Raw genomic sequence first — 25,657 nt, forward strand, 5'->3', positions numbered from 1 at the left:
CCGAGGTCAGGGGACGAGCACGAGCTTGCCGCCGGCGCGACCGCTGTCGCTCAGCGCCTGCGCCTCGGACGCCTCGGCGAGCGGCAGCACGCGCGAGATGGTCGTCGTGACGGCACCGGACGCCCGCTGGGCCACGAGGTCGGCGAGCTCCTCCGCCGAACGCTGCGACGTGCCGCTGAAGGTGACGCCCGTGGTGAAGGCGGCCGGGTCGGCGATCGTGACGAGCCGGTCGGGGCTGCCGAGGAGCTCGACCGACTGGTCGAGCACACCGGCGCCGCTCGCGTCGAGCACGGCGTCCACCCCGTTCGGCGCCAGGGCGCGCACGCGGTCGAGCCAGCCGTCGCCGTACGTCGTCGGCGTGGCGCCGAGGGCCGCGACACGCTCCTGGTTGGCGGCCGAGGCCGTGCCGATGACGGTGGCACCGCCCGCGACGGCGAGCTGGGTCGCGACCTCGCCGACCACCCCGCTGGCCCCGTGCACGAGCAGCGTCTCGCCGGGCTGCACGCCCAGGAGGCGCAGGACGCGTCGGGACGTCTCGCCCGCGACGGGCAGCGACACGGCGACGGTGGCGTCGAGCGCGTCGGGCAGGACGGCATACGTGCTCAGCACGGCGAGCTCGGCGTAGGCACCGCCCTCCGCGAACCCGACGACCCGGTCGCCCACGGCGACGTCGGTGACGCCGTCCCCCAGCGCGTCGACGACACCGGCCGCCTCGAGACCGAGCACGAACGGGAACGTCGTGTCGGGCGGGGCCATGAGGCCGCTGCGGGCCTTGCCGTCGGCGGGGTTGACCCCGACCGCCTCGACCCGGACCCGGACCTGACCGGGGGCCGGCTGCGGGTCGGGCCGCTGCGCCTCGTGCAGCTCCTCGGGTCCGCCGAACCGGTCGATGACGATGGCCTTCATGGTGCCTCCTGCTGCCCGGGCCGCCCGACGGGCGACGTCACCCGGACAACGACGTGGACCGCTCGCGTATGCCGTCGCGTCCGGTCCCTGGTCACCGCACCCTCGCAGCGTTGTCCGCCGTCACGGCGCCATCGCGGCATACCCCGTCGCGTCGTGGACCGCGACGCCGGCGTACGTCGCGTAGGCCGAGGCACCCGAGTCGACCTGGGCGAGCTGGTCGTTCATCCGTGTCAGGGTCTGGCCGTAGAAGGTCTGCTTGACCTCGGCGGGGTCGGCCCCGAGGTCGTTCGTCTCCTGGCCGATCCGGACGGGCCTGCCGAGCGCCGCTGCGGTCCTGAGCTCGGCGGCGGCGATGGCGAGGGTGCCGTCGGGGCCGGCGGCCGTGTTGCGGTAGGCCATGATCGTCACCGCCGAGACGCGACGCATCGTCTCCGTGTCGAGGGTCGACTTCCTGCCGGCTGTGACGTGGCCGAACCAGAAGGGGATGTCCGCCTCGAGGGGGCGGCCACCACTGGCGGCCACGAGAAGGTCGAGCAGGGTGAGGTACCTCGACACGGTCGTCGACTGCCGTGTGGTCCAGGCCGGCGTCGTCCACGGCTCGACGTCGACGTGGAGGCCGGTGAACAGGCCCGTCGCGATGGTGGGCCTGACCCAGTGGTCAACGGCCCACGTAGCGTCGTCGACCCAGCCGGGGTCGCCGCCGAGCGCATCGACGCGCAGTCCAGCCGCCCTGGCCCGGGTCACGAGGGCGCGCACCGTCGGCAGCGCGGGGCTCGTCGCGAGGTCGGGCGGCACGCCCACGAAGAGCGTCCCGATGCCACGGGACTGGGCGAGCTGGACCACGGCCCCCGCGTCGGTCCACGACCACACCCACATCGCGCGGCCCGATGTCGTGGCTGCGGTCGACGACTGCGCCGACAGCACCACTGACCCGACCATGAGCACGAGCATCGCAGCCGCGGCGAAGACCCGGGCGCGCACCCCGGGGCGGCCCCTGTCCCGAGCCACGTGGGACCGCCCGACGCACGGCTGTCTGACGCGTGCTCGTTGTCATGACGCACCTCCTGCGCGCCGGACCCCGAGACAGCGATTGTCACGGACGTGTGCCCGGCGTGGCAGGGGAATGCGTCAGAGACGGGGGTCGACCGGTTCCGACTCGAGGGCGAGCACGGCGAAGACGGGCTCGTGGACGCGCCACAGCGGCTCGCCCCGGGCCAGTCGCTCCAGGGACTCGAGCCCGAGCGCGTACTCGCGCAGGGCGAGGGACCGCTTGTGCCCGAGGTTGCGTTCCCGGAGCCGCTCGAGGTGGTGCGGCACCGTGTAGTCGGGTCCGTAGATGATGCGGAGGTACTCCCGGCCGCGCACCTTGAGGCCCGGCTGCACGAGACCCGCGCGGGTGCGCAGCATGCCGGTAGCCGGCTTGACGACCATGCCCTCGCCACCCGAGGCGGTGAGGTCCTCCCACCACCGCACCCCGGCCGCGACCGACGACGGGTCGGCGGTGTCGACGACGAGACGGCGCGTCGTGCGGAAGGTCGTCGGGTCGGCGTCGACGAGGCGGTCGATGCGGTCGAGGTGCCACCGGTGCCCGCGGTCGTGCCACGTGCTGCCCTCGCCCGCGAGCAGCTGGAAGGGCGCGAGCTGCACGCCCTCGAGACCGTCGACGTCCCAGCAGTACCGGCGGTATGCCGCCGTGAACGCCTCGGCGTTGGCCCGCCGTGCCGTGGTGCGACCGAGCAGGGCGGCGACGTCGAGACCGCGGCCGGCAGCCCGCTCGAGCACGTCGACGGCGGCGGGCAGCGCGGCGCGTGCCGCCGCGCCGACTGACGCGTACTGCTCGCGCAGCAGCGCCTCGGCCTTGAGCGACCACGGCAGGAGCTCGGCGTCGAGCAGGAGCCAGTCGGTCCCGAGCTCGTCCCAGAGCCCGGCCTCCCCCACGGCCGTCCGCACCCGCGCGAGGAGGGACTCGGTGAGCGGGCCGTCGAGGAACGACCGACCCGTGCGGGTGTGCACGACCCCGGTCTCGCCCGACCGGGCCCCGAAGCGCCGGGCTGCCGTGGCGGCGTCGCGGCACACGAGCACGACGGCTCGCGAGCCCATGTGCTTCTCCTCGCACACGACCTCACCCACACCGGCCTCGGCGTAGGCGGCGAAGGCCTCGTCGGGGTGCTCGAGCAGGTCGGGGCGCCGCGACGTCGCGACCGGCGCCATGGTCGGCGGCAGGTAGCCGAGCCAGCGCGGGTGCACGGCGAAGCGGCTCATCACCTCCAGAGCGCCGGCGGCGTTCTCGCCGCGGATCGAGATGCGCCCGTGGTGGCCCGTCTCGACGACGCGGCGCCCGAGGACGTCCGTGAGGTCGAGGTCGTCGTCGCCACGGGCCTGACCGGCGCGGGCGTCGCCCGCGGCTCCGGTGCCCCCGCCGGCGACCGGGAACGGCTTGGACGGTGCGTACCAGACCTGCTCGGCGGTGACCTGCACGACCTCCTTCTCCGGGTAGCGCAGTGCCGTGAGGTGACCGCCGAAGGCGCACCCGGTGTCGAGGCACATCGTGTTGTTGACCCACTCGGGGTCGGGAGTCGGCGTGTGGCCGTAGAGGACCATCGCCCGGCCGCGGTAGTCGCGCGCCCACGGGTAGCGGACGGGCAGCCCGAACTCGTCGGTCTCCCCCGTCGTGTCGCCGTAGAGGGCGAACGACCGGACCCGCCCCGAGGCCCGTCCGTGGTAGGCCTCCTTGAGCCCCGCGTGGGCGACCACGAGCCGGCCGTCGTCGAGCACGAGGTGCGACACCAGGCCGTAGCACCAGTCACGCACGGCCGCGCGGAACTCGGCGGGCTCCTGCCCGAGCTGGGCGAGCGTCGTCTCGAGCCCGTGGCTCACCTGGACGCGGGCGCCGTCGAGCGCGCGGACGAGCTTGTGCTCGTGGTTGCCCGGGACCGCGAGGGCGTGCCCCGCCGCCGTCATGCCCATGGCGAGACGCAGCACCCCCGGGGTGTCGGGACCCCGGTCGACGAGGTCGCCGACGAACACGGCACGGCGGCCCTCGGGGTGCTCGGCGTCGATGGCTCGCCCCCCGTCGTCGCGGACCATCGCGTAGCCGAGCCGGTCGAGCAGCTGCTCCAGCTCGACCCGGCAGCCGTGCACGTCGCCGATGACGTCGAACGGGCCGTGCTCGTCGCGACGGTCGTTGAGCAGTCGCTCGCGGATCACCTCGACCGAAGCGATCTCGTCGACGCCGTTCAGCACGTGGACCTTGCGGAAGCCTTCTCTCCCAAGGCCTTTGAGTGACCGACGGAGCTGGTCGTGGTGCCGTCTGACGACGTGGGCGCCGAAGTCGCGGTCGGGCCGCTCGCGGTTGCGCTCGACGGCGACGGCCACCGGCACGTCGAGGACGACGGCGACGGGCAGCACGTCGTGCGCCTTGGCGAGCTCGACGAGCTGGCGCCGAGCGTCCTTCGAGACGTTGGTCGCGTCGACGACCGTGAGCCGTCCGGCGGCGAGTCTCTTGCCGGCGATGTAGGCGAGCACGTCGAAGGCGTCCTTCGAGGCCGCCTGGTCGTTCTCGTCGTCGGACACGAGCCCGCGGCAGAAGTCGCTCGAGATGACCTCGAAGCGGCCGAAGTGCTGTGCCGCGAACGTCGACTTGCCCGACCCGGACGCCCCGACGAGGGCGACGAGGGCGAGCTCCGGGATCGCGATCGTCGTCATGCCGCACCACCTTCGCTCGTCAGGTCGGCGTCGGCCGCGGAGTCCGGACGGAGGTCCACGCGGCGGAAGAGCGCGAGCTGGGTGGGTGACCCGACCTCCGGGTCCACCTCGCCCACGGGACGCAGCTCGACGGCGTACCCGTGGGTCTCGGCGACGGCCCAGGCCCACCGCCCGAACTCGGCCCGGGTCCACTCGAACCGGTGGTCGGGGTGTCGCATCGCGCCGGCCGCGAGACGCTCGTAGCGCACGTTGAACTCGGCGTTCGGCGTGGTCACGACGACCGCCGCCGGGCGTGCGTGGCCGAAGACGCTGCGCTCGAGGGCCGGCAGCCGATCGGGGTCGAGGTGCTCGACCACCTCCATGAGGACGACGGCGTCGAAGCCCTCGAGCGCGCGGTCGCGGTAGGTGGCCGACGACTGGCGCAGCGTCAGGCGCGCACGGACGCTGTCGGGCATCCGCTCCAGCGCGAGGCGCCGCTCGGCACGTTCGAGGGCACCGGGCGCGACGTCGACGCCGACGACCTCGGTGAACGCGGGGTCGGCCAGCAGCTCGCGCAGCAGCGCGCCCTCGCCGCAGCCGAGGTCGACGACGCGGTGCGAGGCCGTGTCGCGCAGGGCGGCGAGGACGGCGGCGGACCGGAGTCGGACGAGCGGGGTCGCCGGCTGGACATCGTCACCGTCACCGCCGGTGGTCGGCTCGGGCTGCAGCGACTCGGCGGCGACGTCGTCGAGCGCGTCGAGGCGCTCGGTGGCCTCCGCGACGAACTCGCGCTGGTGCTTGAGGTAGCGACGGGTGACGAGGTCGCGCTCCGGGTGGCTGCCCAGCCACGCGCCGGCGTTCCGGACGAGCTTGTCGACCTCGTCGGTGCTGACCCAGTAGTGCTTCGCGCCGTCGAGCACCGGCAGGAGCACGTAGAGGTGGCTCAGGGCGTCGGCGAGCGGCATGGTGCCCGTCAGCGTCACGTCGGCGTAGCGCGAGTCGCCCCACCGCGGCACCTCGGGGTCGAGGGCGACGGCGTCGGCCCGGACCTGCCAGCCGAGGGGCGCGAAGAGCCGCCGGACGAGGTCCACGCCGCCCGAGCAGGGCAGCGCCGGCACGGCGACGGTGAGCGGGAGGGCGRCGCCCTCGAGGTCCGGTCGGGCCGGGCAGCGTCCCTTGAGCGCCGTGCCCCACACCTTGCCGAGCGCCACCGCGAGCATCGACGACGCGGCATACGGACGGTCGTTGACGTACTGGGCGAGCACGAATCCGTCGCCGCCGAAACGTTTGCCCCGGACGGTGCCGACGGGGTCGACCTCGAGCAGCAACGCTGCGGTGCACCGCCGCTCGTCCGACTCGGGGTAGAAGACGTGTGCCGTGCCGACCGGCAGCTCGAAGGACTGCACACGGTCCGGGTGCTTGTGCAGCAGGTAGCCGAGGTCGCTCGCGACCGTGGTCCCCGTCGCCGTCGTCGTGATGGTCAGCAGCACGGGCTCATTGTGCACGCCACGAGCGGGATGCCGGGCGACGCGCGGACCTCCTGTGGATGAGCCGTCCTGGTCGCACGACCGCGACGATCGGGCATGCTGGGCGCATGGACGGGCCCCTTCTTCTCGCCGGCGACCGCCTCGCCGAGCTGGCGCTGGCGCCGCTGACCTATCCGGAGGTGGGTGCGAGCCTGCGCAAGGGCCCCCTCCCGGCGGGTTACGGGCACCTGCGACGGCGCGCCGTCGTCGGTCACGGCCCGGACGCCCTCGACCGTGCGACGGAGGCGCTGCTCGGGTGGGCCGTCCAGCGCGGCGCCGGCGTGCGCGTGGTCGCCTCGAGCCCGCTCGTGCTGCCCGCCGTCGTCGCCGACCTGCGCCTCGGCCCCGGGCCGCTGTCCCTCCGGGCACCCGTACGCGTCGTCGACGTCGTCGAGGGACCGCGGCGTCGCGGTTTCGCCTACGGCACGCTCCCCGGACACCCGGAGGCGGGCGAGGAGTCGTTCGTCGTGTCGCTCGGGGAGGACGGCGCGGTCACCTTCACGGTGCGCGCGTTCTCACGCCCGGACGGCGCCGTGGCGCGCCTCAGCGGCCCCGTCGGGCGCCGGGCGCAGCGTCTCGTCGCGGGCCGCTACCTGAGGTCCCTGGGGTCTCTCGTTCGGACGTCCTGAACCTCGAGGCTGGCTGGGGCGACGTGCTGGCCCGGCGACGGCCGAGGGCGACGGCCCGGGGCGACGCTCAGTGCAGGAACGTCTTGGAGACGACCATGACGACGCCGAGCAGGGCCGCTGCGAGCGACTCCCGGACGGCCCTGCGCGGGCTCGAGCCCGCGGCGCGAGCCCCGAGATAGCCGACCGCCCCGAGCTCGATGACGGTGAGCCACAGGGCGAGGTTGACCGCGAGCGCGGTATCGGCCCCGAGCAGGGAGGCGACGAGGACGACCACGATCGCCGGTACACCGCCCATGAGCACGCGCGACTCGTGGCGTACGGCGGCCACCATCCGCCGTGGCAACGGCGACCCGGCGTGCGTGAACTGGTCGGAGAAGGCGCGCACGTAGACGTCGGCGAGCCAATAGACGACGAGGACGAAGACCGCCGCGAGGACGACGCGCCCCGTCGACGGCGCGTGGTTCGCGGTCGCGCTCATGACAGCGCCGGTGATGATGGCCCCGTAGAGCAGTCCGGCCGGGTTGCCCCGGGCGATGAGCCGCGTGGCCCGCTCCCGGGCTGTCTCCTCCACCACGGCCGGCTCCCCTCAGCGTGCGCCACCGGACGCGGCGCCTCGGGCCCAGCCTGCCGCGACGGCAGGTCGTTGCGCCAGTGGCTCGCCGGGGGACGACGAAGGACCCCAGATCACTCTGGGGCCCTTCGTGTCGCTGACGCGATCAGTAGCGGGGGCAGGATTTGAACCTGCGACCTCCGGGTTATGAGCCCGGCGAGCTACCGAGCTGCTCCACCCCGCGTCGGCAAGAGCAACGTTACGCGAAACCTCGCGCAGGACCAAATCGGGGTCCGGTCGTGCTCAGATCCAGCGTGGTCGACGCCGGAACGACCTGTGGCAGCACGCGATTCGCGTGCTGCCACAGGTCGTGATCGAGATCGGTCGGTCAGGGTGTCGCGGTCGGCGCCGACCGCGGTGAGGCCTCGACCGCGCGCGTCAGCGCCTCCTTGAGCTTGGCCTGCGCCTGACCGTAGGCGGCGAAGTCACCCCGCTTGAGAGCAGCCTCGCCCTCGACGTACGCCGCCTGGGCGTCCTTGAGCGCCTTCGACAGCGCCGCCGCGTCCGGGCTCCCGGGCGTCGCGGTCGACGGCGTCGGCGTCGGCGTCGCCGTGCTGCCCGGCGTGGGTGTCGGAGTCGGGGTGGGAGTCGGAGTCGTGCCGGTGTCACCGGCCTGCGCACCCGACGAACCACCGAAGAGGTCGTTGAGAGCCGCATCGAGCGAGCCGGCCCAGGCGATCTTGTCGCCGAAGGCGACCGCCACGGCCGAGAGGCGCGGGTAGGTACCCGAGCCGCTCGATCGGGCCTGGACGTAGATCGGCTGGACGTAGAGCAGTCCCCCACCGACCGGCAGGGTCAGCTGGTTGCCGAAGATGACGCTGGCCCCGGTCGACGAGGTGGTCGAGATGAACTGCGCGAGGGTCAGCTGGCGACCGAGCGACGCGTCGTTGGAGGTGACGGTCGAGGTCCGCATGTCGTTGTAGACCTGACCGGGGCCGTTGACCGACCCACCCGTCGTCTCGAGAAGGCGCATCTTGCCGTAGGCCGACGACTTCTTGCCGTCCTGGCTGCCCGCGTCGCCGTCCACGGCGAGGAAGCCCGAGAGCACGTTGCGGTCACCGGTGGGCATGAAGGTCGAGGTCAGCGAGAACGCCGGGCTCGACTGGTCGGGCATCGCGAGCGAGAGGTAGTACGGCGGCTGGAGCAGGTTGTCGGCGGGCTGCGTCGGGTCGTCGGGCACGCGCCAGAAGTTCTGGCCACCGTAGAACGACGCTGCGTCCTGGTCGTGGTACTTCTCCAGCAGCGTGCGCTGCACCTTGAAGAGGTCCTCCGGGTAGCGCAGGTGCGCCATGAGCGAGCCCTTGATGTCGCTGAGCGGCTTGACCGTGCCCGGGAAGATCGACATCCACGCCTTGAGCACCGGGTCCTGCTCGTCCCACTGGTAGAGCGTCACCGTGCCGTCGTAGGCGTCCACCGTCGCCTTGACGGAGTTGCGGACGTAGTTGACCTGGCCGGCCTGCACGGCACGCACCGAGTTGCGGGTGCTCGTCACGGCGTCCTCGGTCGCCGTGTCGAGCGTCGTCGTCTGGGAGTACGGGTAGTTCGCCGACGTCGTGTAGCCGTCGAGGATCCACTGGACCCGACCGTCGACGACCGCCGGGTAGGCGTTGCCGTCGAGCGTCAGCCACGGCGCGACCCGCTGCACGCGCTCACGCGGCGTTCGGTGGTCGAGGACGCGCGAGTCGTTGGTCACCGCGTCGGAGAGGAGGAAGTTGATCTCGCGGTACTTCACGGCATACGCGAGGCGCCGGACGGCGTCGAGCTGCACGCCACCCACGCCGGCGTACGTGTAGTTGATCTGCCCGGTGCCCTGGGGGTCCGGGTAGTCGAACTCCTGCTTGTTGYCGYCGACGATGGAGTACTCCGGCGAGTTCTCACCGAAGTAGATGCGCGGCTCGTACTTCCCGAGCGCACCCTCGGTGCCGATCTGCGACTCGATGAAGGTCGGACGACCGTCGGGTTCCCGCGTGTTGCCCTTGGCCGCGACGACGCCGTAGCCGTGGGTGTAGACGGTGTGGTCGTTGAGCCAGTTGCGCTGGCCGTCGGGCACGCCGCTGAGGTCGAGCTCGCGGGCCGCGATGACGGTGTCCTGGGACTTGCCCTCGATCTGGTAGCGGTCGACGTCGAGCACGTCGGCGAACTGGTAGTAGCCCTTGCTCGCCTCGAGCTGCTTGAACGTCGGGCCCACGACGTTGGGGTCGATGAGTCGGATGCCCGGCACGGTGGCCGCGTCGCCACGCAGCTGGCCGGGCGCCGCGACGGTCTTCGTGTCGTACGAGTCGACGTTGATCTCACTGAAGCCGTAGGCCGCCCGGGTCGCGTTGATGTTGCGCTGGATGTACGGGACCTCGAGAGACTTCTCCGACGGACGCACCTTGAGCGACTGCACGAGGGCCGGGTAGATGCCACCGACCGCGACGACGATGACCGCCAGCACGGCGACGCCGACGAGCGGCAGGCGCCACGAGCGCGTCCAGATCGTCGTGAGGAACATGATCGCGCACATGACGGCGGCCAGCGCGAGGATGCCTTTCGTCGGGATGATCGCGTGCGACTCGGTGTACTGGATGCCGGTGATCTTCGTCGACTGCGCGGTCGCGAGGTTGTAGCGGTCGACCCAGAAGGCGACGGCGCGCACGAGCACGAGGGCGGCCGCGATGACCGACAGGTGCACGCGGGCGGCCTGGGTCGAGCGCATCTTGTTGCCGGCGACGATGCCGCCGTAGAGGTAGTGCGTGAAGGCGGCCGTGATGAAGCCGATGACGAGGATCATCGTCAGGAACGCGACGACGAAGTTGATCCACGGCAGGTCGAAGACGAAGAAGCCGATGTCGAGGCTGAACTCGGGGTCGGTGGTGCCGAACGGGCTGCCGTTGCGCCATAGCAGGAAGGTGTCCCACTGCGTCGCTGCCGACAGACCGGCGAAGAGGCCGACCGCGAGCGGTGCCGCGATCGTCGCGGTGCGACGCATCGGCTCGACGAGCTGGCGGTAGTGCTCCATGGCCTGCGTGTCGGGCGACGGGGCGTAGATCGGACGGTTGCGGAAGGCGAAGTGGATGCTCGACCACACCATCGCTGCTGTCAGCAGCCCACCGACGAGACCCAGCAGGATCTTGGTGACGATCTGGGTGCTGAAGACCCCCGCGAAGCCGACCGACTGGTACCACAGCACCTCGGTCCAGAACTGCGCCGCGATGGCGATGACCACGAGCAGCGCGGCCGCCACGACGAGGGACGTGACGAGCGGGCGTCGGGTGGGCGGCAGCGTGGCCGCGTCGGGGCGTCGGGGCGAGCCCGAGTCGTCGTCGTTGAAGTTGCCCGGCGGGGGGCCGAAGTTGCTGTCGCTCACGTGGAGTGCCTTGGGTGCTGGGGCGGGCAGGTGGTCGGGCGGACCCGTGGGCAGCCTCCTGAGGCCGCCTGCGGCAACCATAACCCGCGCTCGTGCGGCACCCGCTGCGCGATACCGCAACGTGACCGGCACGAGACCCCGAGCGTCGAGGGCGTATGCGTGCGGCCCGTCCCGGGGGCGGCCCCCGGTCCGCGCCCGGTCCGCGCCGGGCCGGCGCCGGGTCAGCGCCGGGTCAGCGCCGGGTCAGCGCCGGCCACCCGACGGCATACGGCAGCATGGGGGCGTGAACGCGCAGCCCGTCATCGACCCTCTCGCCATCGCCGCCCTCGACACCGAGCGGCACGTCGCGGCCTCCGGCTGGGACCAGCCCGCCCGGCTCTTCGCGCTCGTGCGCACGGCTGACCTGCTCGAGCGCGAGCCGCAGCTGCGCGACCAGATGGGGCCCTCCGACCTCGCTGACGGCGCCCTGACCGCCATCGAGCAGGAGGGTCTGCCCACGACGAGCTCGCTCGAGACGCTGCTCGGCCGGCTCGCCTGGCCCGACGAGGTCGACGGCTGCGCCTTCGCGATCGAGCGCATGGTCGTGCCGCCGGAGGCCGAGCGCAAGCTGCCCTCCCGCGGCGACGACGCCGTCGACCACCTCGCGGCCCATCCGGACCGCAAGGACGTGCGGCTCGTCGTGGCCGTCCTGCGCGACGGCACCTCGATCTGCCTGCTGCGCCAGCGCGACCACGACTCGGACGACGCCGTCGCGACCGGCAAGGACATCGCGCCCGGGCTCGTCGAGGCCCTCAAGGCGACCTTCGAGGACTGAGCGCCTGAGGGCTCACTCCCGCGACGTCAGCAGCGGGGCAGCGAGCCCGTCTGGCCCTTGGCGATGGCCTCGACCGCGGTGCGAGCCTCGTCGAACGTGCCCACCTTGAAGACGTCGAGACCGTCGGGCACGTGGCCCACCACCTCGTTGCAGTTGTCGGCCGGGGCGAGGAAGTAGGCGGCGCCGTCCGAGCGGGCACCGGCGAGCTTCTGGCGGATGCCGCCGATGGGGCCGACCTTGCCCTCGTCGTCGATCGTGCCGGTGCCGGCGACCTGGTGACCCCCGGCCAGCGGGCCGGGCGTCAGCTTGTCGTAGATGCCGAGGGAGAACATGAGTCCCGCGGACGGACCGCCGATGGCGCCGGCATCGATGGTGACCTTGGCCGGGAAGTCGTGGTCGAGCCCGAGGAGGACCCCGAGTGCCGTGCGGCCACCCTGGCCCTCGACGGTCGGGACGTCGACCGTCACCTCCTTGCCGCCGCGCGTGACCGTGAGGGACACGCTCTCGCCGGGCTTCTTCTTCTGGAGGGCGTCGCGCAGGGCCTGGGTCGTCGTCACGGGCTCGCCGTCGATGCTGACGAGACGGTCGCCGACCTTGAGCAGACCCTTGGCCCTCGACGAGTCGGTGATGCCGGCGATGGCGACGTGGGTCGGCACCTCCTTGCCGATCGCGCGCAGCGCGACGGCCGTGGCCTCCTCCTGCGAGCCCTCCATCTGGACGGCGTTCGCCTCGGCCACCTGCTCCTGGGTGACCTGCGGGTCGAAGACGTCGTCGACGGGGAAGACGTCTCGGGCGGGGTCGACCCACGCCTGCAGGATGTCCCACGCGTCGACGGGGTAGCCGGGTCCGCCCTCGACGCGGACCGTGGTGAAGCGCAGCGCGCCGTCGGTCGGGTAGGTCGGCAACCCCGAGATCGCGATGATCGGCTTGTCCTGGGCGCCGGACGTGCCGAGGGTGTCCTGCGTGGGCCCGGGGCTCATGACGGCATACGGCAGGTGGACGACCGACCCGACGACCATGACGACGAGGATGACGAAGAACGCCGCCAGGACCGCCTTGTTGCCGCGGGTGAGCCTGCCGGTGTCCTCACCCTCGAGCACCTCGGCACGAGTGGGCAGGTCGGTACCGGTGGGCTGCTCCGGCACGCGCTTGATCGTCCTCACGGCAGGCCGACCCACTCGTCGGCGCCGTCGGCGAAGCGCTGGTGCTTCCAGATCGGGATCGTCGCCTTGAACTCGTCGATGAGCTCGCGGCAGACGTCGAACGCCTCGCCGCGGTGCTCGGCGCTGACGCCGACGACCACAGCGACGTCACCGACCTCGAGGTGACCCACCCGGTGGACGACGGCCAGCCGCACGGAGCGTCCATCGGCCGCGAGACGGTCGGCGAGCGCACGGGCCGCCTCGGCCGCCTGCGGGTGCGCGGAGTAGTCGAGGGCGGACACCGTCTTGTCCGCGGTCTGCTCGGCGACGTCGCCGGCGGGCCCGTCGTGGTCGCGCACGGTGCCGACGAAGAGGCAGACGCCGCCCGCCTTGGGCGAGGAGACGCTCGTGAGCACCTCGTCGACCGACAGAGGTGTCTCACGGATCTCGGCAAGGGTGACCGTCACGCCCGCAATCGTATGCCGCCGCGCGGGCCCCCGCGTTCCGCGCCCGCGCCCGTGCCCGCGCCCGTGCTCGCGCCCGTGCCCGGGGTGGGGAACCAACGAGGTCGATCCGTGGTTGTCTTGGTGTACGGCCAGACGGCCGGCAGGAGATCCGTTCGAGTGGGGATGAGCAGGCATGGCCGACGACCGTGGACGCGGTGACGACAACCACAGCGACAAGGACGACGTGTCCGGCGAGGACCAGGGCGACGCGGGCCAGCAGGGCGACGCCAATCAGGGCGACGCCGGCCAGCAGGGCAACACCGGCGACCAGGTCGGCCCGCCCGATGCGGGCCGGGCGCCCGGCGAGTCCCCCTTCGGCCTGCCGCTGAACCGGCCCGGCGGCGGCTCACCCGGCTCGGGAGCCGGCCCGGCTGGCTTCGGCAGCGGCTTCGGGGGCGGCTTCGGGGGCGGCTTCGGTGAGGGCTTCCCCGGGCTGCCGGACCTCGGCGGGATGGACCCGTCCGACCTGGGGGCCATGCTCGAGAAGGTGCTCGGCGAGGCTGCCGACAACCCCGAGCTGGCCGAGGTCATGAAGAGCATGGGGGTCGACCCCACCGACCCCGCGACGCAGGCGGCGATGCGGGCCCAGCTCGGCACCTTCATGGCCGCCCAGGAGTCACCCACGGGCTCGCGCGACATGGCCACCGAGGTCGCCCGCCGGCACGTGATGGCCGCGCAGGGCAACGACGTGCACGACGAGGCCGCTGCCCGGGCCGTCGCCGACGCCGTCGCCGTCGCGACCCTGTGGCTCGACGAGCAGACGACGTTGGCCTCCCCCGCCTGGCGTGCGACCGGCCTGAGCCGCGCCGAGTGGGTCGAGGCGACGATGCCGCGCTGGTTCGAGCTCATCGAGCCGGTCTCCGACGGCGTCACCGCCGCGACGTCCGACGCGATGCGCAAGCAGGTCGGCGAGCTCGGCCCGGAGGCTTTCGGCGAGGCCCTGCCCGAGGGGCTGCCGGAGGGCTTCGACCCGCGGCAGATGGTCGAGCAGTGGGCGCCGATGCTCGGCAACCTCAGCCGCCAGATGTTCTCGGCCCAGCTCGGCCAGGCCGTCGGCACGCTCGCCACCGAGGTCGTGACCGGCACCGAGGTCGGCCTCCCCCTCACCGAGCCGGGCGTCGTCGCCCTGCTTCCCGGCAACGTCGCCGAGCTCGCCGAGTCGCTCGAGATCGACATCGCGCAGGTGCGCCTCTACCTCGCGGTCCGCGAGGCGGCCCGCGTCCGCCTCTTCTCCGAGGTGCCGTGGCTCGGGCCACAGCTGCTCTCGGCGGTCTCCGACTACGCCCGCAACATCACGATCGACACCGACGCCATCGAGTCGGCCCTGTCGACGATCGACCCCTCGGACCCCGAGGCACTGCGCACGGCCCTGCAGGGCAACCTCTTCCGGCCGCAGCCCACCCCTGCCCAGCGCGCCGCCCTCGACCGGCTCGAGACGCTCCTCGCCCTGGCCGAGGGCTGGGTCGATCACGTGACCGACCGGACGACGGCCCGGCACCTGCCGCTGTCGGCGGCGCTGGCCGAGACGATCCGCCGGCGTCGGGTGGGCGGAGCGGCCCAGAAGACGTTTGCCGGGCTCGTCGGGCTCGAGCTGCGCCCGCGCCGGCTGCGCGACGCCGCGAACCTCTGGGCCGCGCTCGAGAGCGCCGGCGGGGCGACCCTCCGCGACGGCCGCTGGGCCCACCCCGACCTCGCCCCCACGTCGGCCGACCTCGACGACCCGATCGGCTACGTCGAGCGGGCGACCGGCACCTCCGCGGCGGGCGCGCTGCCCGAGGGCGGCGACAACCTGGGCGCGGACCTCGACTCCGTGCTCCAGGGCATCCTCGAGGAGGCCGACCGCGAGCGCGGCACCGACAGCGGCACCGACACAGGCACCGACACAGGCACCGACACAGGCACCGACACAGGCACCGACACGGGCACCGACACAGGCACCGACACGGGCACCGACACGGGCACGGCCACCGACGACGACGGCGACACCGGTGGCGACACCAGTGGCGACACCGGCGCCGGCCCTCAGCGGTGACGGGGGCGCACCGCCCGCCGGTGCCGCGGGACCCGCGCGGGTCCGGCGAGCCCCTCGAGGGGCCGAACGCGGCCGCCTGGCGCCGGCTGCACGACGACGCCGTCGCACGGCTGGAGTCGTGGGCTGCGCCGGACGAGCGGCAGGAGCGCCTGCGCGGGGAGTTCCTCGACCACCTCCACGCCCATCCGGCGGCGATGAGCAAGGCCGGACCGCCGGCACACCTCACGGGCAGCGTCATCGTGCTCGACGACGACGGCGACGCCGCGCTGCTGACCCTGCACCGCCGGGCGCGGGCGTGGTTCCAGTTCGGGGGACACTTCGAGCCCGGCGACGCGTCGGTGTGGCACGCGGCCACTCGTGAGGCGCGTGAGGAGTCGGGCATTGCGGACATCACGGCCTTTCCGGAGATCGCGCAGCTCGATCGACATCATCTTTCCGGAGATTTCGGCACGTGCCGTGAGCACCTCGACATCCGCTTCGCGGCGCGCACCCCCAGGTCGGCCGAGTCGGCTGTCAGCACCGAGTCCTTCGACGTCCGGTGGTGGCCGGTGGACGCCCTCCCCGAGGGGACACGAGAGGACCTGCGCCCCCTCGTGGACGCCGGCCTGAGGCTGCGCCACCGCTGACCCGACGCCCGTGACGCGGGCCGGCGTCACGGCATACGCGGTCGTATGCCGTCAGGCGGGGCGCGTGGTCGGGCTCACTCGTCGCTGAGGTCGAGGCCGGCGGCGGCCGAGACGCCCTGGAGGTAGCCGCGGGCCCGCTCGAGACGGGGGTAGCCCTGCAGCAGGGCCCAGAACTCCGGGCCGTGCCCGGGCTGCAGCAGGTGGGCCAGCTCGTGGAGCAGGACGTAGTCGACGACCCAGCCCGGCATGCCACGGAGCTTGTCGGACAAGCGAATCGAGCCCTCGGCCGGGGTGCACGAACCCCAGCGGGAGTTCTGGTTGGAGACCCACCGCACGCTCGCCGGAACGGCGCGCCCGCCGAGGTGCTCGCGCGACAGGGCGAGGGCGCGCTGCTCGAGGTCGCCGTCACTGCGCTGGCGGCGCTGCTCGGACGCGGCGACCCGAGCGACCATGGTGCGCACCCACTCCCCTTCCTCGGCGCGGCTCATCCGCGCCGGGACGAGGACGACGAGGCGCCCCTCCTGGCGGTAGGCCGACACGGTGCGGCGACGCTTGGCGCTGCGGCGGACCTCGACGGTCACCCCGTCGACCACCGTGTGCACCACCTCACGTCGCACCGTCGCCATGAGGGCAGGGTAGGCCAGCGTGGGGACAACGCCCCGGAGCACGGGCCCGACACGGCCGCGCTCGCGCGTCATACCTCATGGCGGACGGGCGCGCCAAGCGGGGATGAGCATGATTTCGTGCTCAGCGTGCTCTAGGGTTGAACGAGTCGAGGCACCCGTCGGATGGGTGCCATCTACAAGGAGACATCAATGGCTGACGAGACCTACAAGGGCGAGTTCTACTGCGTGAAGTGCAAGGAGAAGCGCGAGGCCGAGGGCAAGGTTGTCGTTTCTGACAACGGTCGCCGCATGGCCAAGGGACAGTGCCCCGTCTGTGGCACGAACCTGAACCGCATTCTGGGCAAGGCCTGACCAGGTCGCGGCGGCGTCGCTGACGCCGCAGATCGAGGGGGCGGGACCACACGGTCCCGCCCCCTCGCGCGTACCCCCCCCACGAGCCGGCCCGCGGGCCGGCTCAGGCCTCGCCGACGCCCGACCGGAGACGTCAGGTCCTCGGGCCGCCGTCAGGGGCTGTGGACGACGAGCACCGCCGCACCCGGGCGGCTGCGAGCCTGACGACCGAGGGTGGCGCACGCTGGTGGCGCCACCGGGTCTGGAGGTCCGATGTCCGCTGCTGCCGTCCCACCCCACCCCCGCGTGCCCGTCTGGCTGCGTCCGCTGACGAGACGACGCGGCGAGGTCCAGTTCGGCGTGCTCCCGGGCGGTCCTGTCGTCACGGGGGTCAGCGACACCGAGGCCGCCCTGCTCGCCCGTCTCGACGGCGCCCTCCCCTTCGTCTCGACCGAGCGCGTGGCGGCCGACGCTGGCATCGCTCCCGCACGATGGCGTGCGCTGCTCGAGCTCGTCGCCGAGCTCGGCGTGCTCACCGACCGGCTCCCGGCGGGGGTGTCCTCGTCCGGCTCCGGTGCCGCTGCACGCGCCAGCGCCCCCGGGCGGGTCGTCGTCGACGGCTGTGGCCACGTCGCCACCGACATCGCCGAGGCACTGGCGCACGCCGGCACGACAGTCGTGCACGGCCGGACCGCGGTCGACAGAGCGGTCGCCGCGCCGCTGCGCCCACGGCCCGACCTCGTCGTCCTCGTGGGGTCGCCCGTCGTCGACCCTCGTCGTGGCGACCTCTGGCTGCGTCATGGCGTCCCGCACCTGCCCGTGGCCCCGGCCGGGCCCCGTACGGTGATCGGTCCGCTCGTCGACGGCTCCCCCGGCGCGCCGTGCCTCTGGTGCCTCGACCGGCACCGGGCCGACCGCGACGACGCGTGGCCGACGCTGATGAGCCAGGCGACGCCGACACGGGCCCTCGCGCCGGCCGGGTCGCCCGAGGGCGAGCACGACGGCCTCGTTCCGGGCCTGTCCCATCTCGTCGTCGGCAGCGTGACCCTCCTCGTGAACGGGGTCCTCGAGGGCCACCCTCCCCCGCCCGGGGTGTCCGTCGAGGTGAGCCCCCCGTGGCCGCGGATGGACCACCGACGCTGGCCGTCGCACCCGCTCTGCCCTGCGCACCTTGCCTCAGGCGGCACGAGCGGCCCCGGCCGCGCGTGGACTGGCACCGGGGACGCGTCGCTCCGCCGCGGGGCGTGACCGACGCAGGGCCAAGGCTGGACAGATGGTCGGGCACACCTGCCCGGGCGGGTACACATAGAGTCGAGGGTGGGCTCGATCCGCCGCCGCGCGATGTTGTCTCGTTCACCAGCGCCGGACCGACCACTCGCGCCCGCACGAGACCGTCGACCCGCCCGAGGAGGTGCGCCGTGACCGACCTGCCACGCAAGGCCGTCGTACGCTCGGCCAAGCTCGCCTCGGTGCCACTCGGCTTCGCCGGTCGGACCGCCCTCGGCCTCGGCAAACGGCTCGGTGGTCGCCCGGCGGAGATCGTGGCCGCGGAGCTGCAGGCCCGCACGGCGCAGCAGCTCTTCCAGGTCCTCGGCGAGCTCAAGGGCGGCGCCATGAAGTTCGGGCAGGCGCTCTCGATCTTCGAGGCCGCGCTGCCCGAGGACCTCGCCGTGCACTACCGGACCATGCTGACCAAGCTGCAGGACAGCGCCCCGCCGATGCCGACCACCTCCGTGCACGGCGTGCTCCGCGCCCAGATGGGCACACGGTGGCGCAGCAAGTTCGAGTCCTTCGACGACCACCCCGTGGCCTCCGCATCGATCGGGCAGGTGCACCGGGCCGTCTGGAAGGACGGTCGCGACGTCGCGGTGAAGATCCAGTACCCGGGCGCCGGCGCCGCCCTGATGAGCGACATCCGGCAGATCAGCCGGGTCGCCAAGGTCGCGGCGAGCTGGGTGCCCGGCATCGAGCTCGGCCCGATCCTCGACGAGCTGCGCGACCGGATGGCCGAGGAGCTCGACTACCGCCTCGAGGCCGAGTCCCAGGCGACCTTCGCTGCCGCCTTCGACGGCGACCCCGACTTCGCCGTGCCGCACGTCGTCGACGGCCGCGAGCACGTCATCGTCTCGGAGTGGCTCGACGGGCTCCCCCTCTCGCGGATCATCGCCGAGGGCACCCAGGAGCAGCGCGACACAGCCTCGCAGCTCTACCTGCGCTTCCTGCTCGCGGGGCCTGCCCGAGCCGGGCTGCTGCACGCCGACCCGCACCCCGGCAACTTCCGCATGACGCCCGACGGGCGCCTGGGCGTCATCGACTTCGGAGCCGTGAACCGGCTCCCGAACGGCATGCCGCCCGAGATCGGGCCGCTGCTCACCACCGGCCTAGAAGGCAGCGCCGAGGACGTGCTCGAGGGTCTGCGCGGGATCGGCTTCGTCAAGGACAACATCGACCTCGACCCTCAGCGGCTCCTCGACTACCTCGAGCCCTTCATGGCGCCGTTCCGCACCGACACGTTCACCTTCAGCCGGGACTGGCTCCGGGGCGTCTTCGCGCACATCAACGACCCGCGCCAGCCCAACTACGCCGTCGCCTACAAGCTCAACCTGCCGCCCGAGTACCTCCTCATCCACCGGGTGTGGGGTGGCGGGATCGGCGTGCTCAGCCAGCTCGGCGGCACCGTCCACGGGCGCGCCATCGTCGACGAGCTGCTCCCCGGGGCGGACCTACCGCCCGTGGGCGACGCCGACTGACGCACGCCATCGACGGACGATCGCCCGGACGGTCGCGCTCACACGGCCTTGCTCGTCACCACCAGACGGGGTCGAGCTTGCTCTCGATCGAGCGGAGGTTCTCGCGGCTGCATCGCTCGCAGGTCCAGGTCGTGCGCCCGGCGTCGCTGCCTCGGCTCCACGTGAGCCGGGCTGCCGACTGGTCCTCGGGCCGCGGGGTCGTGCCGCACCCGGAGCAGACGAGGGACTCGTCACTGGCTGCGGCGTTGGTAGCTGGTTCGCTCGCCGCTTCGGTAGAGGTGTTCACGGGGTTCTCCCTTCTCCTTCTTCGAGTATCCGCCGACGTGGGGGTGGTTCGTGGCGCCACGCGGGATCTCGGCCCGGGCAAGGAGGGGGCTGGGCACGGGGTTCAGGAGCGGGGCGAACGGCCCCGGACGTGCGGAACCGCGGGTGACGTGCGCGTCACCCGCGGCTCGCTCACTCGATTCAGTTGTCCTGCAACGCGCCTCGTGGCGCGGTCGTTCACTTCTGGCTGTGGCGTCGACTGGCGCGGATCTCCTGGGCGATCAGCCGGGCGCTGCGACGGATGCCGCTGCGTTCCTGGCGCTGACTGCGCTGGTTGATCCGGTCGCGAGCCAGCATCTCGAGCTGGTTCATGACGATCTCCTGGTCTGGGATGAAAAGTGCTGGTGGTGGGCGTGGGCGTCTGGGTCATGCGTGGTCACGCAGGCTCAGGCAGCCACGGGGTGCTTGCGCGGACGGCCGCGTGGCCGCTTGCGAGCCACGATGGCGCCCTGGACGAGCAGCTGCCCGCCCCAGACTCCCCACGGCTCCTGGCGCTCGAGGGCGCCGGCGAGGCACTGGACGCGCGCCGGGCAGAGCCCGCAGAGCGTCTTGGCGAACTCGACGTCCTCGGGTCGCTCGGCGAACCAGAGCTCCGCGTCGTAGTCGCGGCACGGAATGGTCTCGCCGACCTGCTCCGCCTCGGTTCTCATGTCGATCAGTTCGCTCAGCTGCATCGTTCTCACCTCCGTCTCCTGGGCGCCCGTGGCGGGGTGCCCCTGCTCTCTCGTGTCTGGCTTGGTCCGCAGGCCTGCACCGGTGGTGCGGGTCTCGGTCCTGCTGCTCGGCATCCGGGGAGTCATCTGTGTCCCTGATCTGTCAGGCACCCGGTCGGGTGCTCATCTGTCGGTGTCGGTTGGTGCGGTGTGGGAGCGGCATTCGGCCGGGGAACTCCCCCGGGTAACACGAAGGCCGCGGACCCGGTGATGTCGGGTTCGCGGCCTGGAGGTGAGGCTTCGGGTCTTGTCAGACCGGTGGCCTCCCAGAACGGGAGCGAACGACATCGAGGGTCTTGTAGGCGGGGGCGGACGTGAGGCCGGTGACCGAGACGTCTCCCTGGATCGGGGCGCGGAAGTCGGCGACACGGCCGCCCATGACGGCGGCGATGGACACAGTGGTCCCCTGCTCCGGAGCGCGCGTGGCCGCCAGGCGGACATCGCCGGTGGTCGGCCGCAGACGCACGGAAAGGACGCAGGAGACTGCGCTCATCGTCATCGTGGCGTTGTCCATCAGGCCGACCTCCTCACTTCTGCTCACGGGCCCCAGCTGGCCACCGAGACCACTGGGCTTGACTTCGTCAAGGGTACGCGTGCGCCTCGCGGGCGAACAACTGATTTAACGAAGTTTTCCGAACTTATTTTGGGCCACTGCGTCTAACCCGCGGATTCCTTTGCCGCAGAACGGCTTTCGATGATTTCTTGCGGGTCGGCACCGGCCAGGATGGCAAGGACGTCGCTGCCGTACTGCTCGAGCTTGCGCGCGCCGACGCCGCTGATGACCGACAGACGACCCTCGTCGGAGGGCGCGTCCTCGGCGATCGCGGTGAGCGTCGCGTCGGTGAAGACGACGAATGCCGGCACGCTCGCCTCGCGCGCGACGGCAAGGCGCCACGTGCGCAGCCGCTCGAACGTCGCCTCGTCGTAGGTGGGCGGACAGTCGTCGCAGCGGCCGGTCTTGCGCTGCGCCGCGGACACGAGCTCGGCGCCGCAGCCGCGGCAGTGCGCGCGGGGTGCCACCTTCGGCGCGGACCGCTTGGACCCGCCCGACCTCGCCTCGCTGCGGGCGCCCTGACCGAGGATGTCGGCCGCCGGCGCGAGGAACCTCGAGACGCGGCGCGTGGCCCGGGCTCCCGGCGTGCGGGCGCCGGACCACGACAGGAAGAGCTGTTTGCGGGCGCGCGTGAGCCCGACGTAGAGCAGGCGTCGCTCCTCCTCGACGGCGTCGGGACCCTCGGCCATCGAGATGGGCATGAGGCCGTCGGAGGCGCCGACGAGGAAGACGGTGTCCCACTCCAGGCCCTTGGCGGCGTGCAGGCTGGCGAGCGTCACGCCCTGCACGGCCGGCGCGTGCTGCTCGGCCGCCCGCCGCTCGAGCTCGGCGACGAGCTCGGGCAGCCGGGCGTCGGGGGCCGCTGCCGCGATGTCGTCGGCGAGCGTCGCGAGCGCGGTCAGCGACTCCCACCGCTCACGGGTGGCTCCGCTCCCCGACGGGGGCTGATGCGACCAACCCGCGCCGGTGATGACGTCGCGGGTGATCTCGCCGAGCGGCTTCTCGCCGTCGTCGCTGCGGGCGGCGCCGCGCAGCAGCAGGACCGCATCGCGCACCTCCTTGCGAGCGAAGAAGCGGTCGCCACCCCGCACGAGGTAGGCCACCCCGGCGTCGGTGAGAGCCGACTCGAAGGCCTCGGACTGGGCGTTGGTGCGGAAGAGGATGGCGATCTCGGCCGCCTGGTGCCCGCCGGCGACGAGCGTGCGGATGCGGTCAGCGACCGCGGCAGCCTCGGCCGGGTCGTCGGGATAGCTCGTCAGCTCGGGCGCGGGACCCGGGTCGGACTGTGCGAGGAGGCGCACCGCCCCGTCGCGCGCTGCCTGGGTGCCGGACGCGACGATGGTGTTGGCGAGCCCGACGATCTGCGGTGTGGAGCGGTAGTTGCGCACGAGACGCACGACCTGCGCCCCCGGGAAGCGCTGGGGGAAGCCGACGAGGTGTCGCGGGCTGGCCCCGGTGAAGGAGTAGATCGTCTGGGCGGGGTCACCGACGACGCAGAGGTCCTTGCGCTCCCCCAGCCACTGGTCGAGGAGCCGCTGCTGGAGGTCGTTGACGTCCTGGTACTCGTCGACGACGAACTGGCGGTACTGGCCGCGGACGGTTCGGGCGATGTCCTCGCGCTCGTCGAGGATGCCGACGGTGAGGAGCAGGACGTCCTCGAAGTCGATGACGCCGCGACGCTGCTTGACGTCCTCGTACGCCTCGAAGAGCCGGGCCATGGCGGTGAGGTCGAGGCCCGGGGGCTCGCGTCGCTGCTCACGGGCGCGGGCGGCATACGACTGCGGCGTCAGGAGGTTGACCTTGGCCCACTCGATCTCGGCGGCGAGGTCGCGGACGGTCGTGCGGTCGAACTGCATGCGCAGCCGGCTCGCCGCCTCGGCGACGGCCGCCGCCTTGTGGCTCATCACCTCGGGGGCCGCGCCACCGATGGCCTGCGGCCAGAAGAAGTGCAGCTGCCGGAGCGCGGCGGCGTGGAAGGTGCGGGCCTGGACGCCCTGCACCCCGAGCCCGCGCAGGCGCGTGCGCATCTCCCCGGCGGCGCGGGCCGTGAAGGTCAGCGCGAGCACCCGCTGCGGCTGCTGCGCACCCGAGTGGACGGCATACGCGATGCGGTGGGTGATGGCGCGCGTCTTGCCCGTGCCCGCACCCGCGAGGATGCACAGGGGGCCCGGCGGGGCCATCGCGACCTCGCGTTGCTCCGGGTCGAGCCCGGCGAGGATCTCGTCGGCGGACGGTACTGCGCTCAGGAGCGATCACCCTTCGAGGCGGCCAGCACGCTCGCGGCGTGGTCCGGCACGTAGTTCTGCTCGTGCTGCGGCGGGCGCTCGTAGCCGCGCGGAGCGGGGCGCTTGGGAACGGGCGGCACGACGGGCGCCACCGCGGCGTGCGGGATGGAGCTGAGCAGGTGGTGCATGACGTTGACCCGCGAGCGCCGCTTGTCCTCCGACTCGACGACGTGCCACGGCGCCCAGTCGGTGCTCGTCGCGGCCATCATGATGTCCTTGGCCTCGGAGTAGTCCTCCCACCGGGTGATGGACTCGAGGTCCATCGGCGAGAGCTTCCACTGGCGCATGGGGTCCTTGGCGCGGCTGCGGAACCGGCGCTCCTGCTCGACGTCGGAGACGCTGAACCAGTACTTGCGCACGATGACGCCGTCATCGACGAGCATCTGCTCGAAGAGCGGGGCCTGCTCGAGGAACCGGGCGTACTGCTCGTCGGTGCAGAAGCCCATGACCCGCTCGACGCCGGCGCGGTTGTACCAGGACCGGTCGAAGAGCACGATCTCTCCGGCCGCGGGCAGGTGGGCGATGTAGCGCTGGAAGTACCACTGTGTCTTCTCGCGATCGGTCGGCGCCGGGAGGGCCGCGATCCGGGCGACGCGAGGGCTGAGGTACTCGGTGATCCGCTTGATCGCCGATCCCTTGCCGGCGGCATCGCGCCCCTCGAAGACGACGACGACCCGCTGACCCGTCGAACGCACCCACTCCTGGAACGCGACGAGCTCGGCCTGCAGCCGACGGACCTCGGTCTCGTAGACGTCGAGGTCCATCCTCGGGGATCGTTTTGCGCCGCGCTTGGCCATGGGGTCATCCTTGCACCGAGGGACGACGCCCGTGGGAGCCGTCCCCACCACCACGCACGACGTCGCGACACGAGTAGGAACCGATGCCCCAGTCCACGCAGGTCACGCCCGACGAGGGCTCGATCACGATGTTCACGACCACGTGGTGCGGCTACTGCACACGCCTCAAGGGCCAGCTGACCCGCGAGGGCGTGCCGTTCACCGAGATCGACCTCGAGGCCAATCCCGAGCACGTCGACTTCGTCGAGCACGTCAACGGCGGCAACCGCACGGTCCCGACCGTCGTCTTCCCCGACGGCTCGGCCGCGACGAACCCCTCGCTCGCCGAGGTCCGTTCGCGCCTCGCGGGCTGACGGGTACAACCCACCGGGCTCAGAAGCTCGTCCGCGTGCCCGGCTCGACGACGGACTCGACCGTCTGGCCGAGCCAGTGCTCGATGATCCGCTTGGCGATCGAGATGCCGCTCGGCGTGCGGATCGAGCCGTCGCGGAGCAGGTCGCGGTACTCCTCACGGCTCACCCAGCGCGCCTCGGCCATCTCGACGGGGTCGATCGTCAGCTCGGTCTCGCGCGTCGTCGCCTGGAAACCGATCATCACCGACGAGGGGAACGGCCATGGCTGGTTGCCGAGGTAGTGCGCCGCCTCGACGGAGATGCCGACCTCCTCGGCGACCTCGCGGGCGACCGCGGACTCGAACGACTCCCCCGGCTCGACGAAGCCGGCGAGCACCGAGAAACGACCCTCCGGCCAGTGCGCCCCCCGCCCCAGCAGCAGCCGGTCGTCCGGGTCGACGACCGACATGATGACCGCCGGGTCGGTGCGCGGATAGTGCTCGCTGCCCTCGCGCTCGCAGCGCCGCACCCAGCCACCCTGGCGGGGATGGGTCGGGGCGCCACAGCGAGGGCAGAAGCGGTGCGTCGCGTGCCAGTTGGCCAGTGCCAGCGCGGTCGTGAAGACGCCTGCGTCGCGGGGTGCGAGCGCCTCGCCCGCCTGACGCAGCGTGAGCCAGCCTTCCGGCGGCCGGTCCTCGTCGGCCGCGCTCCCGTCGTCCGTCGAGACGACGCCCACGTATGCCGTCCCGTCGCCGTCGCGGCCGAKGTGCAGTCCGAGCCGGGCGTGGTCCTCGGGCTCGGGGGCGCGCAGGACGAGCGTCAGCCCGTCGTCACCGGCCACCTCTGCGCCGTCTGGGGCCGACACCTGCATGCGGTCACCCCGGACCTCGGCGACCCGGGTCTGCGGGTCGTCGAGCAGCTCGGTGAGGACCTCGGGCCGCCGACGCTCGAGCGCCACCCGGTCCAGTGAGCTGCGCGAGAGCGCGAGGTCGGCCAGGGTCTCGTCGGTCACTGCCACGCGACCCACCCTAGGGCGGCGAGCCGGCACCGGCGCACCGGTGTCGAGCCTGCACCGAACCGACCCGGCGCGGGCGTCGCCTCCCACGCTCGGCGCGCTGCTCGA

The 25,657-nt window shown here is 72.6% G+C and carries 24 protein-coding genes and 1 tRNA gene; 8 read left to right on the top strand and 17 right to left on the bottom strand.

The genetic code is table 11. From position 1 onward, the window contains the following. Positions 1 to 6: 6 nt before the first annotated feature. The 4 genes from AB4Y83_RS03010 to AB4Y83_RS03025 all read right to left on the bottom strand — a co-directional run bounded on the left by AB4Y83_RS03010 (position 7) and on the right by AB4Y83_RS03025 (position 6,080). Positions 7 to 906, bottom strand: coding sequence for a quinone oxidoreductase family protein (locus tag AB4Y83_RS03010; RefSeq protein WP_442295983.1), 900 nt, complete (start codon positions 904 to 906; stop codon positions 7 to 9). Positions 907 to 1,026: 120 nt separating this feature from the next. After that, positions 1,027 to 1,914: a hypothetical protein gene (locus tag AB4Y83_RS03015; protein WP_442295984.1), complete on the bottom strand. Its 888-nt coding sequence runs from the start codon at positions 1,912 to 1,914 to the stop codon at positions 1,027 to 1,029. Positions 1,915 to 2,034: 120 nt separating this feature from the next. Beyond that, positions 2,035 to 4,611: a polynucleotide kinase-phosphatase gene (locus AB4Y83_RS03020; protein ID WP_442295985.1), complete on the bottom strand. Its 2,577-nt coding sequence runs from the start codon at positions 4,609 to 4,611 to the stop codon at positions 2,035 to 2,037. Then, on the bottom strand, positions 4,608 to 6,080 hold the full coding sequence (locus tag AB4Y83_RS03025; protein ID WP_442295986.1) for a 3' terminal RNA ribose 2'-O-methyltransferase Hen1: 1,473 nt from the start codon (positions 6,078 to 6,080) through the stop codon (positions 4,608 to 4,610). The genes AB4Y83_RS03020 and AB4Y83_RS03025 overlap by 4 nt, the downstream gene beginning before the upstream one ends. A 104-nt stretch (positions 6,081 to 6,184) precedes the next feature. Between AB4Y83_RS03025 and AB4Y83_RS03030 the strand changes: the two genes are divergently transcribed. Beyond that, entirely contained in the window at positions 6,185 to 6,745 is a 561-nt protein-coding gene (locus tag AB4Y83_RS03030; RefSeq protein ID WP_442295987.1) for a DUF1990 family protein, read from the top strand. Between the two features lie 67 nt (positions 6,746 to 6,812). On the opposite strand, the gene AB4Y83_RS03035 is transcribed toward AB4Y83_RS03030, so the two are convergent. From AB4Y83_RS03035 to AB4Y83_RS03045, 3 genes are all read right to left on the bottom strand, one after another. Beyond that, positions 6,813 to 7,319 carry a hypothetical protein gene (locus tag AB4Y83_RS03035; protein WP_442295988.1) on the bottom strand — a complete coding sequence of 169 codons (507 nt, stop codon included), beginning with the start codon at positions 7,317 to 7,319 and terminating at the stop codon, positions 6,813 to 6,815. A gap of 146 nt (positions 7,320 to 7,465) precedes the next feature. Beyond that, a tRNA-Met gene (locus AB4Y83_RS03040) sits at positions 7,466 to 7,539 on the bottom strand. A gap of 144 nt (positions 7,540 to 7,683) precedes the next feature. Beyond that, positions 7,684 to 10,704, bottom strand: coding sequence for a UPF0182 family membrane protein (locus AB4Y83_RS03045; protein WP_442295989.1), 3,021 nt, complete (start codon positions 10,702 to 10,704; stop codon positions 7,684 to 7,686). 283 nt (positions 10,705 to 10,987) lie between these two features. On the opposite strand from AB4Y83_RS03045, the gene AB4Y83_RS03050 reads away from it, so the two are divergent. Next, positions 10,988 to 11,518: a PPA1309 family protein gene (locus AB4Y83_RS03050; protein WP_442295990.1), complete on the top strand. Its 531-nt coding sequence runs from the start codon at positions 10,988 to 10,990 to the stop codon at positions 11,516 to 11,518. Positions 11,519 to 11,544: 26 nt separating this feature from the next. Here the strand turns inward: AB4Y83_RS03050 and AB4Y83_RS03055 are convergent, their stop codons facing one another. Beyond that, positions 11,545 to 12,663 (bottom strand): YlbL family protein, encoded by a 1,119-nt coding sequence (locus AB4Y83_RS03055; protein WP_442295991.1) that lies wholly within the window; start codon positions 12,661 to 12,663, stop codon positions 11,545 to 11,547. Between the two features lie 14 nt (positions 12,664 to 12,677). Then, a complete protein-coding gene (locus AB4Y83_RS03060; protein WP_442295992.1) occupies positions 12,678 to 13,127 on the bottom strand; it encodes a molybdenum cofactor biosynthesis protein MoaE in 450 nt (149 codons plus the stop codon). Positions 13,128 to 13,299: 172 nt separating this feature from the next. Between AB4Y83_RS03060 and AB4Y83_RS03065 the strand changes: the two genes are divergently transcribed. Next, complete coding sequence (locus AB4Y83_RS03065) at positions 13,300 to 15,198, top strand: zinc-dependent metalloprotease (RefSeq protein WP_442295993.1); 1,899 nt, start codon at positions 13,300 to 13,302, stop codon at positions 15,196 to 15,198. A 20-nt stretch (positions 15,199 to 15,218) separates the two neighbouring features. Then, positions 15,219 to 15,824 (top strand): NUDIX hydrolase, encoded by a 606-nt coding sequence (locus AB4Y83_RS03070; RefSeq protein WP_442295994.1) that lies wholly within the window; start codon positions 15,219 to 15,221, stop codon positions 15,822 to 15,824. A 74-nt stretch (positions 15,825 to 15,898) separates the two neighbouring features. On the opposite strand, the gene AB4Y83_RS03075 is transcribed toward AB4Y83_RS03070, so the two are convergent. Beyond that, positions 15,899 to 16,450, bottom strand: coding sequence for a YgjP-like metallopeptidase domain-containing protein (locus AB4Y83_RS03075; RefSeq protein WP_435985095.1), 552 nt, complete (start codon positions 16,448 to 16,450; stop codon positions 15,899 to 15,901). Between the two features lie 189 nt (positions 16,451 to 16,639). Here AB4Y83_RS03075 and AB4Y83_RS03080 point away from each other — a divergent pair, with 189 nt between their 5' ends. The 3 genes from AB4Y83_RS03080 (at position 16,640) to AB4Y83_RS03090 (ending at position 19,530) form a co-directional block, all read left to right on the top strand. After that, the gene (locus AB4Y83_RS03080; RefSeq protein ID WP_020143053.1) at positions 16,640 to 16,801 is read left to right on the top strand and encodes a DUF5679 domain-containing protein; all 162 of its coding nucleotides are present in this window, start codon (positions 16,640 to 16,642) and stop codon (positions 16,799 to 16,801) included. A 252-nt stretch (positions 16,802 to 17,053) separates the two neighbouring features. After that, positions 17,054 to 18,028 (top strand): hypothetical protein, encoded by a 975-nt coding sequence (locus AB4Y83_RS03085; RefSeq protein ID WP_442275074.1) that lies wholly within the window; start codon positions 17,054 to 17,056, stop codon positions 18,026 to 18,028. A 170-nt stretch (positions 18,029 to 18,198) separates the two neighbouring features. Continuing rightward, positions 18,199 to 19,530 (top strand): ABC1 kinase family protein, encoded by a 1,332-nt coding sequence (locus AB4Y83_RS03090; RefSeq protein WP_442295995.1) that lies wholly within the window; start codon positions 18,199 to 18,201, stop codon positions 19,528 to 19,530. Positions 19,531 to 19,585: 55 nt separating this feature from the next. Here AB4Y83_RS03090 and AB4Y83_RS03095 read toward each other — a convergent pair whose 3' ends face one another. From AB4Y83_RS03095 to ppk2, 6 genes are all read right to left on the bottom strand, one after another. Continuing rightward, on the bottom strand, positions 19,586 to 19,816 hold the full coding sequence (locus AB4Y83_RS03095) for a hypothetical protein (protein WP_442295996.1): 231 nt from the start codon (positions 19,814 to 19,816) through the stop codon (positions 19,586 to 19,588). Positions 19,817 to 20,031: 215 nt separating this feature from the next. Then, positions 20,032 to 20,166, bottom strand: coding sequence for a hypothetical protein (locus AB4Y83_RS03100; RefSeq protein WP_278247775.1), 135 nt, complete (start codon positions 20,164 to 20,166; stop codon positions 20,032 to 20,034). 74 nt (positions 20,167 to 20,240) lie between these two features. Then, positions 20,241 to 20,528, bottom strand: coding sequence for a WhiB family transcriptional regulator (locus tag AB4Y83_RS03105; RefSeq protein ID WP_020143058.1), 288 nt, complete (start codon positions 20,526 to 20,528; stop codon positions 20,241 to 20,243). Between the two features lie 289 nt (positions 20,529 to 20,817). After that, positions 20,818 to 21,108 (bottom strand): hypothetical protein, encoded by a 291-nt coding sequence (locus AB4Y83_RS03110; RefSeq protein WP_442295997.1) that lies wholly within the window; start codon positions 21,106 to 21,108, stop codon positions 20,818 to 20,820. Between the two features lie 116 nt (positions 21,109 to 21,224). Beyond that, entirely contained in the window at positions 21,225 to 23,339 is a 2,115-nt protein-coding gene (locus AB4Y83_RS03115; RefSeq protein WP_442296187.1) for an ATP-dependent DNA helicase UvrD2, read from the bottom strand. Positions 23,340 to 23,362: 23 nt separating this feature from the next. Beyond that, the gene (gene ppk2, locus AB4Y83_RS03120) at positions 23,363 to 24,202 is read right to left on the bottom strand and encodes a polyphosphate kinase 2 (protein ID WP_235508577.1); all 840 of its coding nucleotides are present in this window, start codon (positions 24,200 to 24,202) and stop codon (positions 23,363 to 23,365) included. A gap of 83 nt (positions 24,203 to 24,285) precedes the next feature. Between ppk2 and AB4Y83_RS03125 the strand changes: the two genes are divergently transcribed. After that, positions 24,286 to 24,555: a mycoredoxin gene (locus tag AB4Y83_RS03125; protein WP_020143062.1), complete on the top strand. Its 270-nt coding sequence runs from the start codon at positions 24,286 to 24,288 to the stop codon at positions 24,553 to 24,555. Positions 24,556 to 24,574: 19 nt separating this feature from the next. Here AB4Y83_RS03125 and nudC read toward each other — a convergent pair whose 3' ends face one another. Then, a complete protein-coding gene (gene nudC, locus AB4Y83_RS03130; RefSeq protein ID WP_442295998.1) occupies positions 24,575 to 25,552 on the bottom strand; it encodes an NAD(+) diphosphatase in 978 nt (325 codons plus the stop codon). Positions 25,553 to 25,657 lie beyond the last annotated feature (105 nt).

Source organism: Terrabacter sp. RAF57, assembly GCF_052113925.1.
GTDB lineage: Bacteria > Actinomycetota > Actinomycetes > Actinomycetales > Dermatophilaceae > Terrabacter.

Bases quoted from the DNA above. Each gene is read 5' to 3' on its own strand.
- AB4Y83_RS03010 (WP_442295983.1), bottom strand. From the start codon at position 906: ATGAAGGCCATCGTCATCGACCGGTTCGGCGGACCCGAGGAGCTGCAC.
- AB4Y83_RS03020 (WP_442295985.1), bottom strand. From the start codon at position 4,611: ATGACGACGATCGCGATCCCGGAGCTCGCCCTCGTCGCCCTCGTCGGG.
- AB4Y83_RS03030 (WP_442295987.1), top strand. From the start codon at position 6,185: ATGGACGGGCCCCTTCTTCTCGCCGGCGACCGCCTCGCCGAGCTGGCG.
- AB4Y83_RS03065 (WP_442295993.1), top strand. From the start codon at position 13,300: ATGGCCGACGACCGTGGACGCGGTGACGACAACCACAGCGACAAGGAC.
- AB4Y83_RS03075 (WP_435985095.1), bottom strand. From the start codon at position 16,450: ATGGCGACGGTGCGACGTGAGGTGGTGCACACGGTGGTCGACGGGGTG.
- AB4Y83_RS03080 (WP_020143053.1), top strand. From the start codon at position 16,640: ATGGCTGACGAGACCTACAAGGGCGAGTTCTACTGCGTGAAGTGCAAG.
- AB4Y83_RS03085 (WP_442275074.1), top strand. From the start codon at position 17,054: ATGTCCGCTGCTGCCGTCCCACCCCACCCCCGCGTGCCCGTCTGGCTG.
- AB4Y83_RS03100 (WP_278247775.1), bottom strand. From the start codon at position 20,166: ATGAACCAGCTCGAGATGCTGGCTCGCGACCGGATCAACCAGCGCAGT.
- AB4Y83_RS03105 (WP_020143058.1), bottom strand. From the start codon at position 20,528: ATGCAGCTGAGCGAACTGATCGACATGAGAACCGAGGCGGAGCAGGTC.
- ppk2 (WP_235508577.1), bottom strand. From the start codon at position 24,202: ATGGCCAAGCGCGGCGCAAAACGATCCCCGAGGATGGACCTCGACGTC.
- AB4Y83_RS03125 (WP_020143062.1), top strand. From the start codon at position 24,286: ATGCCCCAGTCCACGCAGGTCACGCCCGACGAGGGCTCGATCACGATG.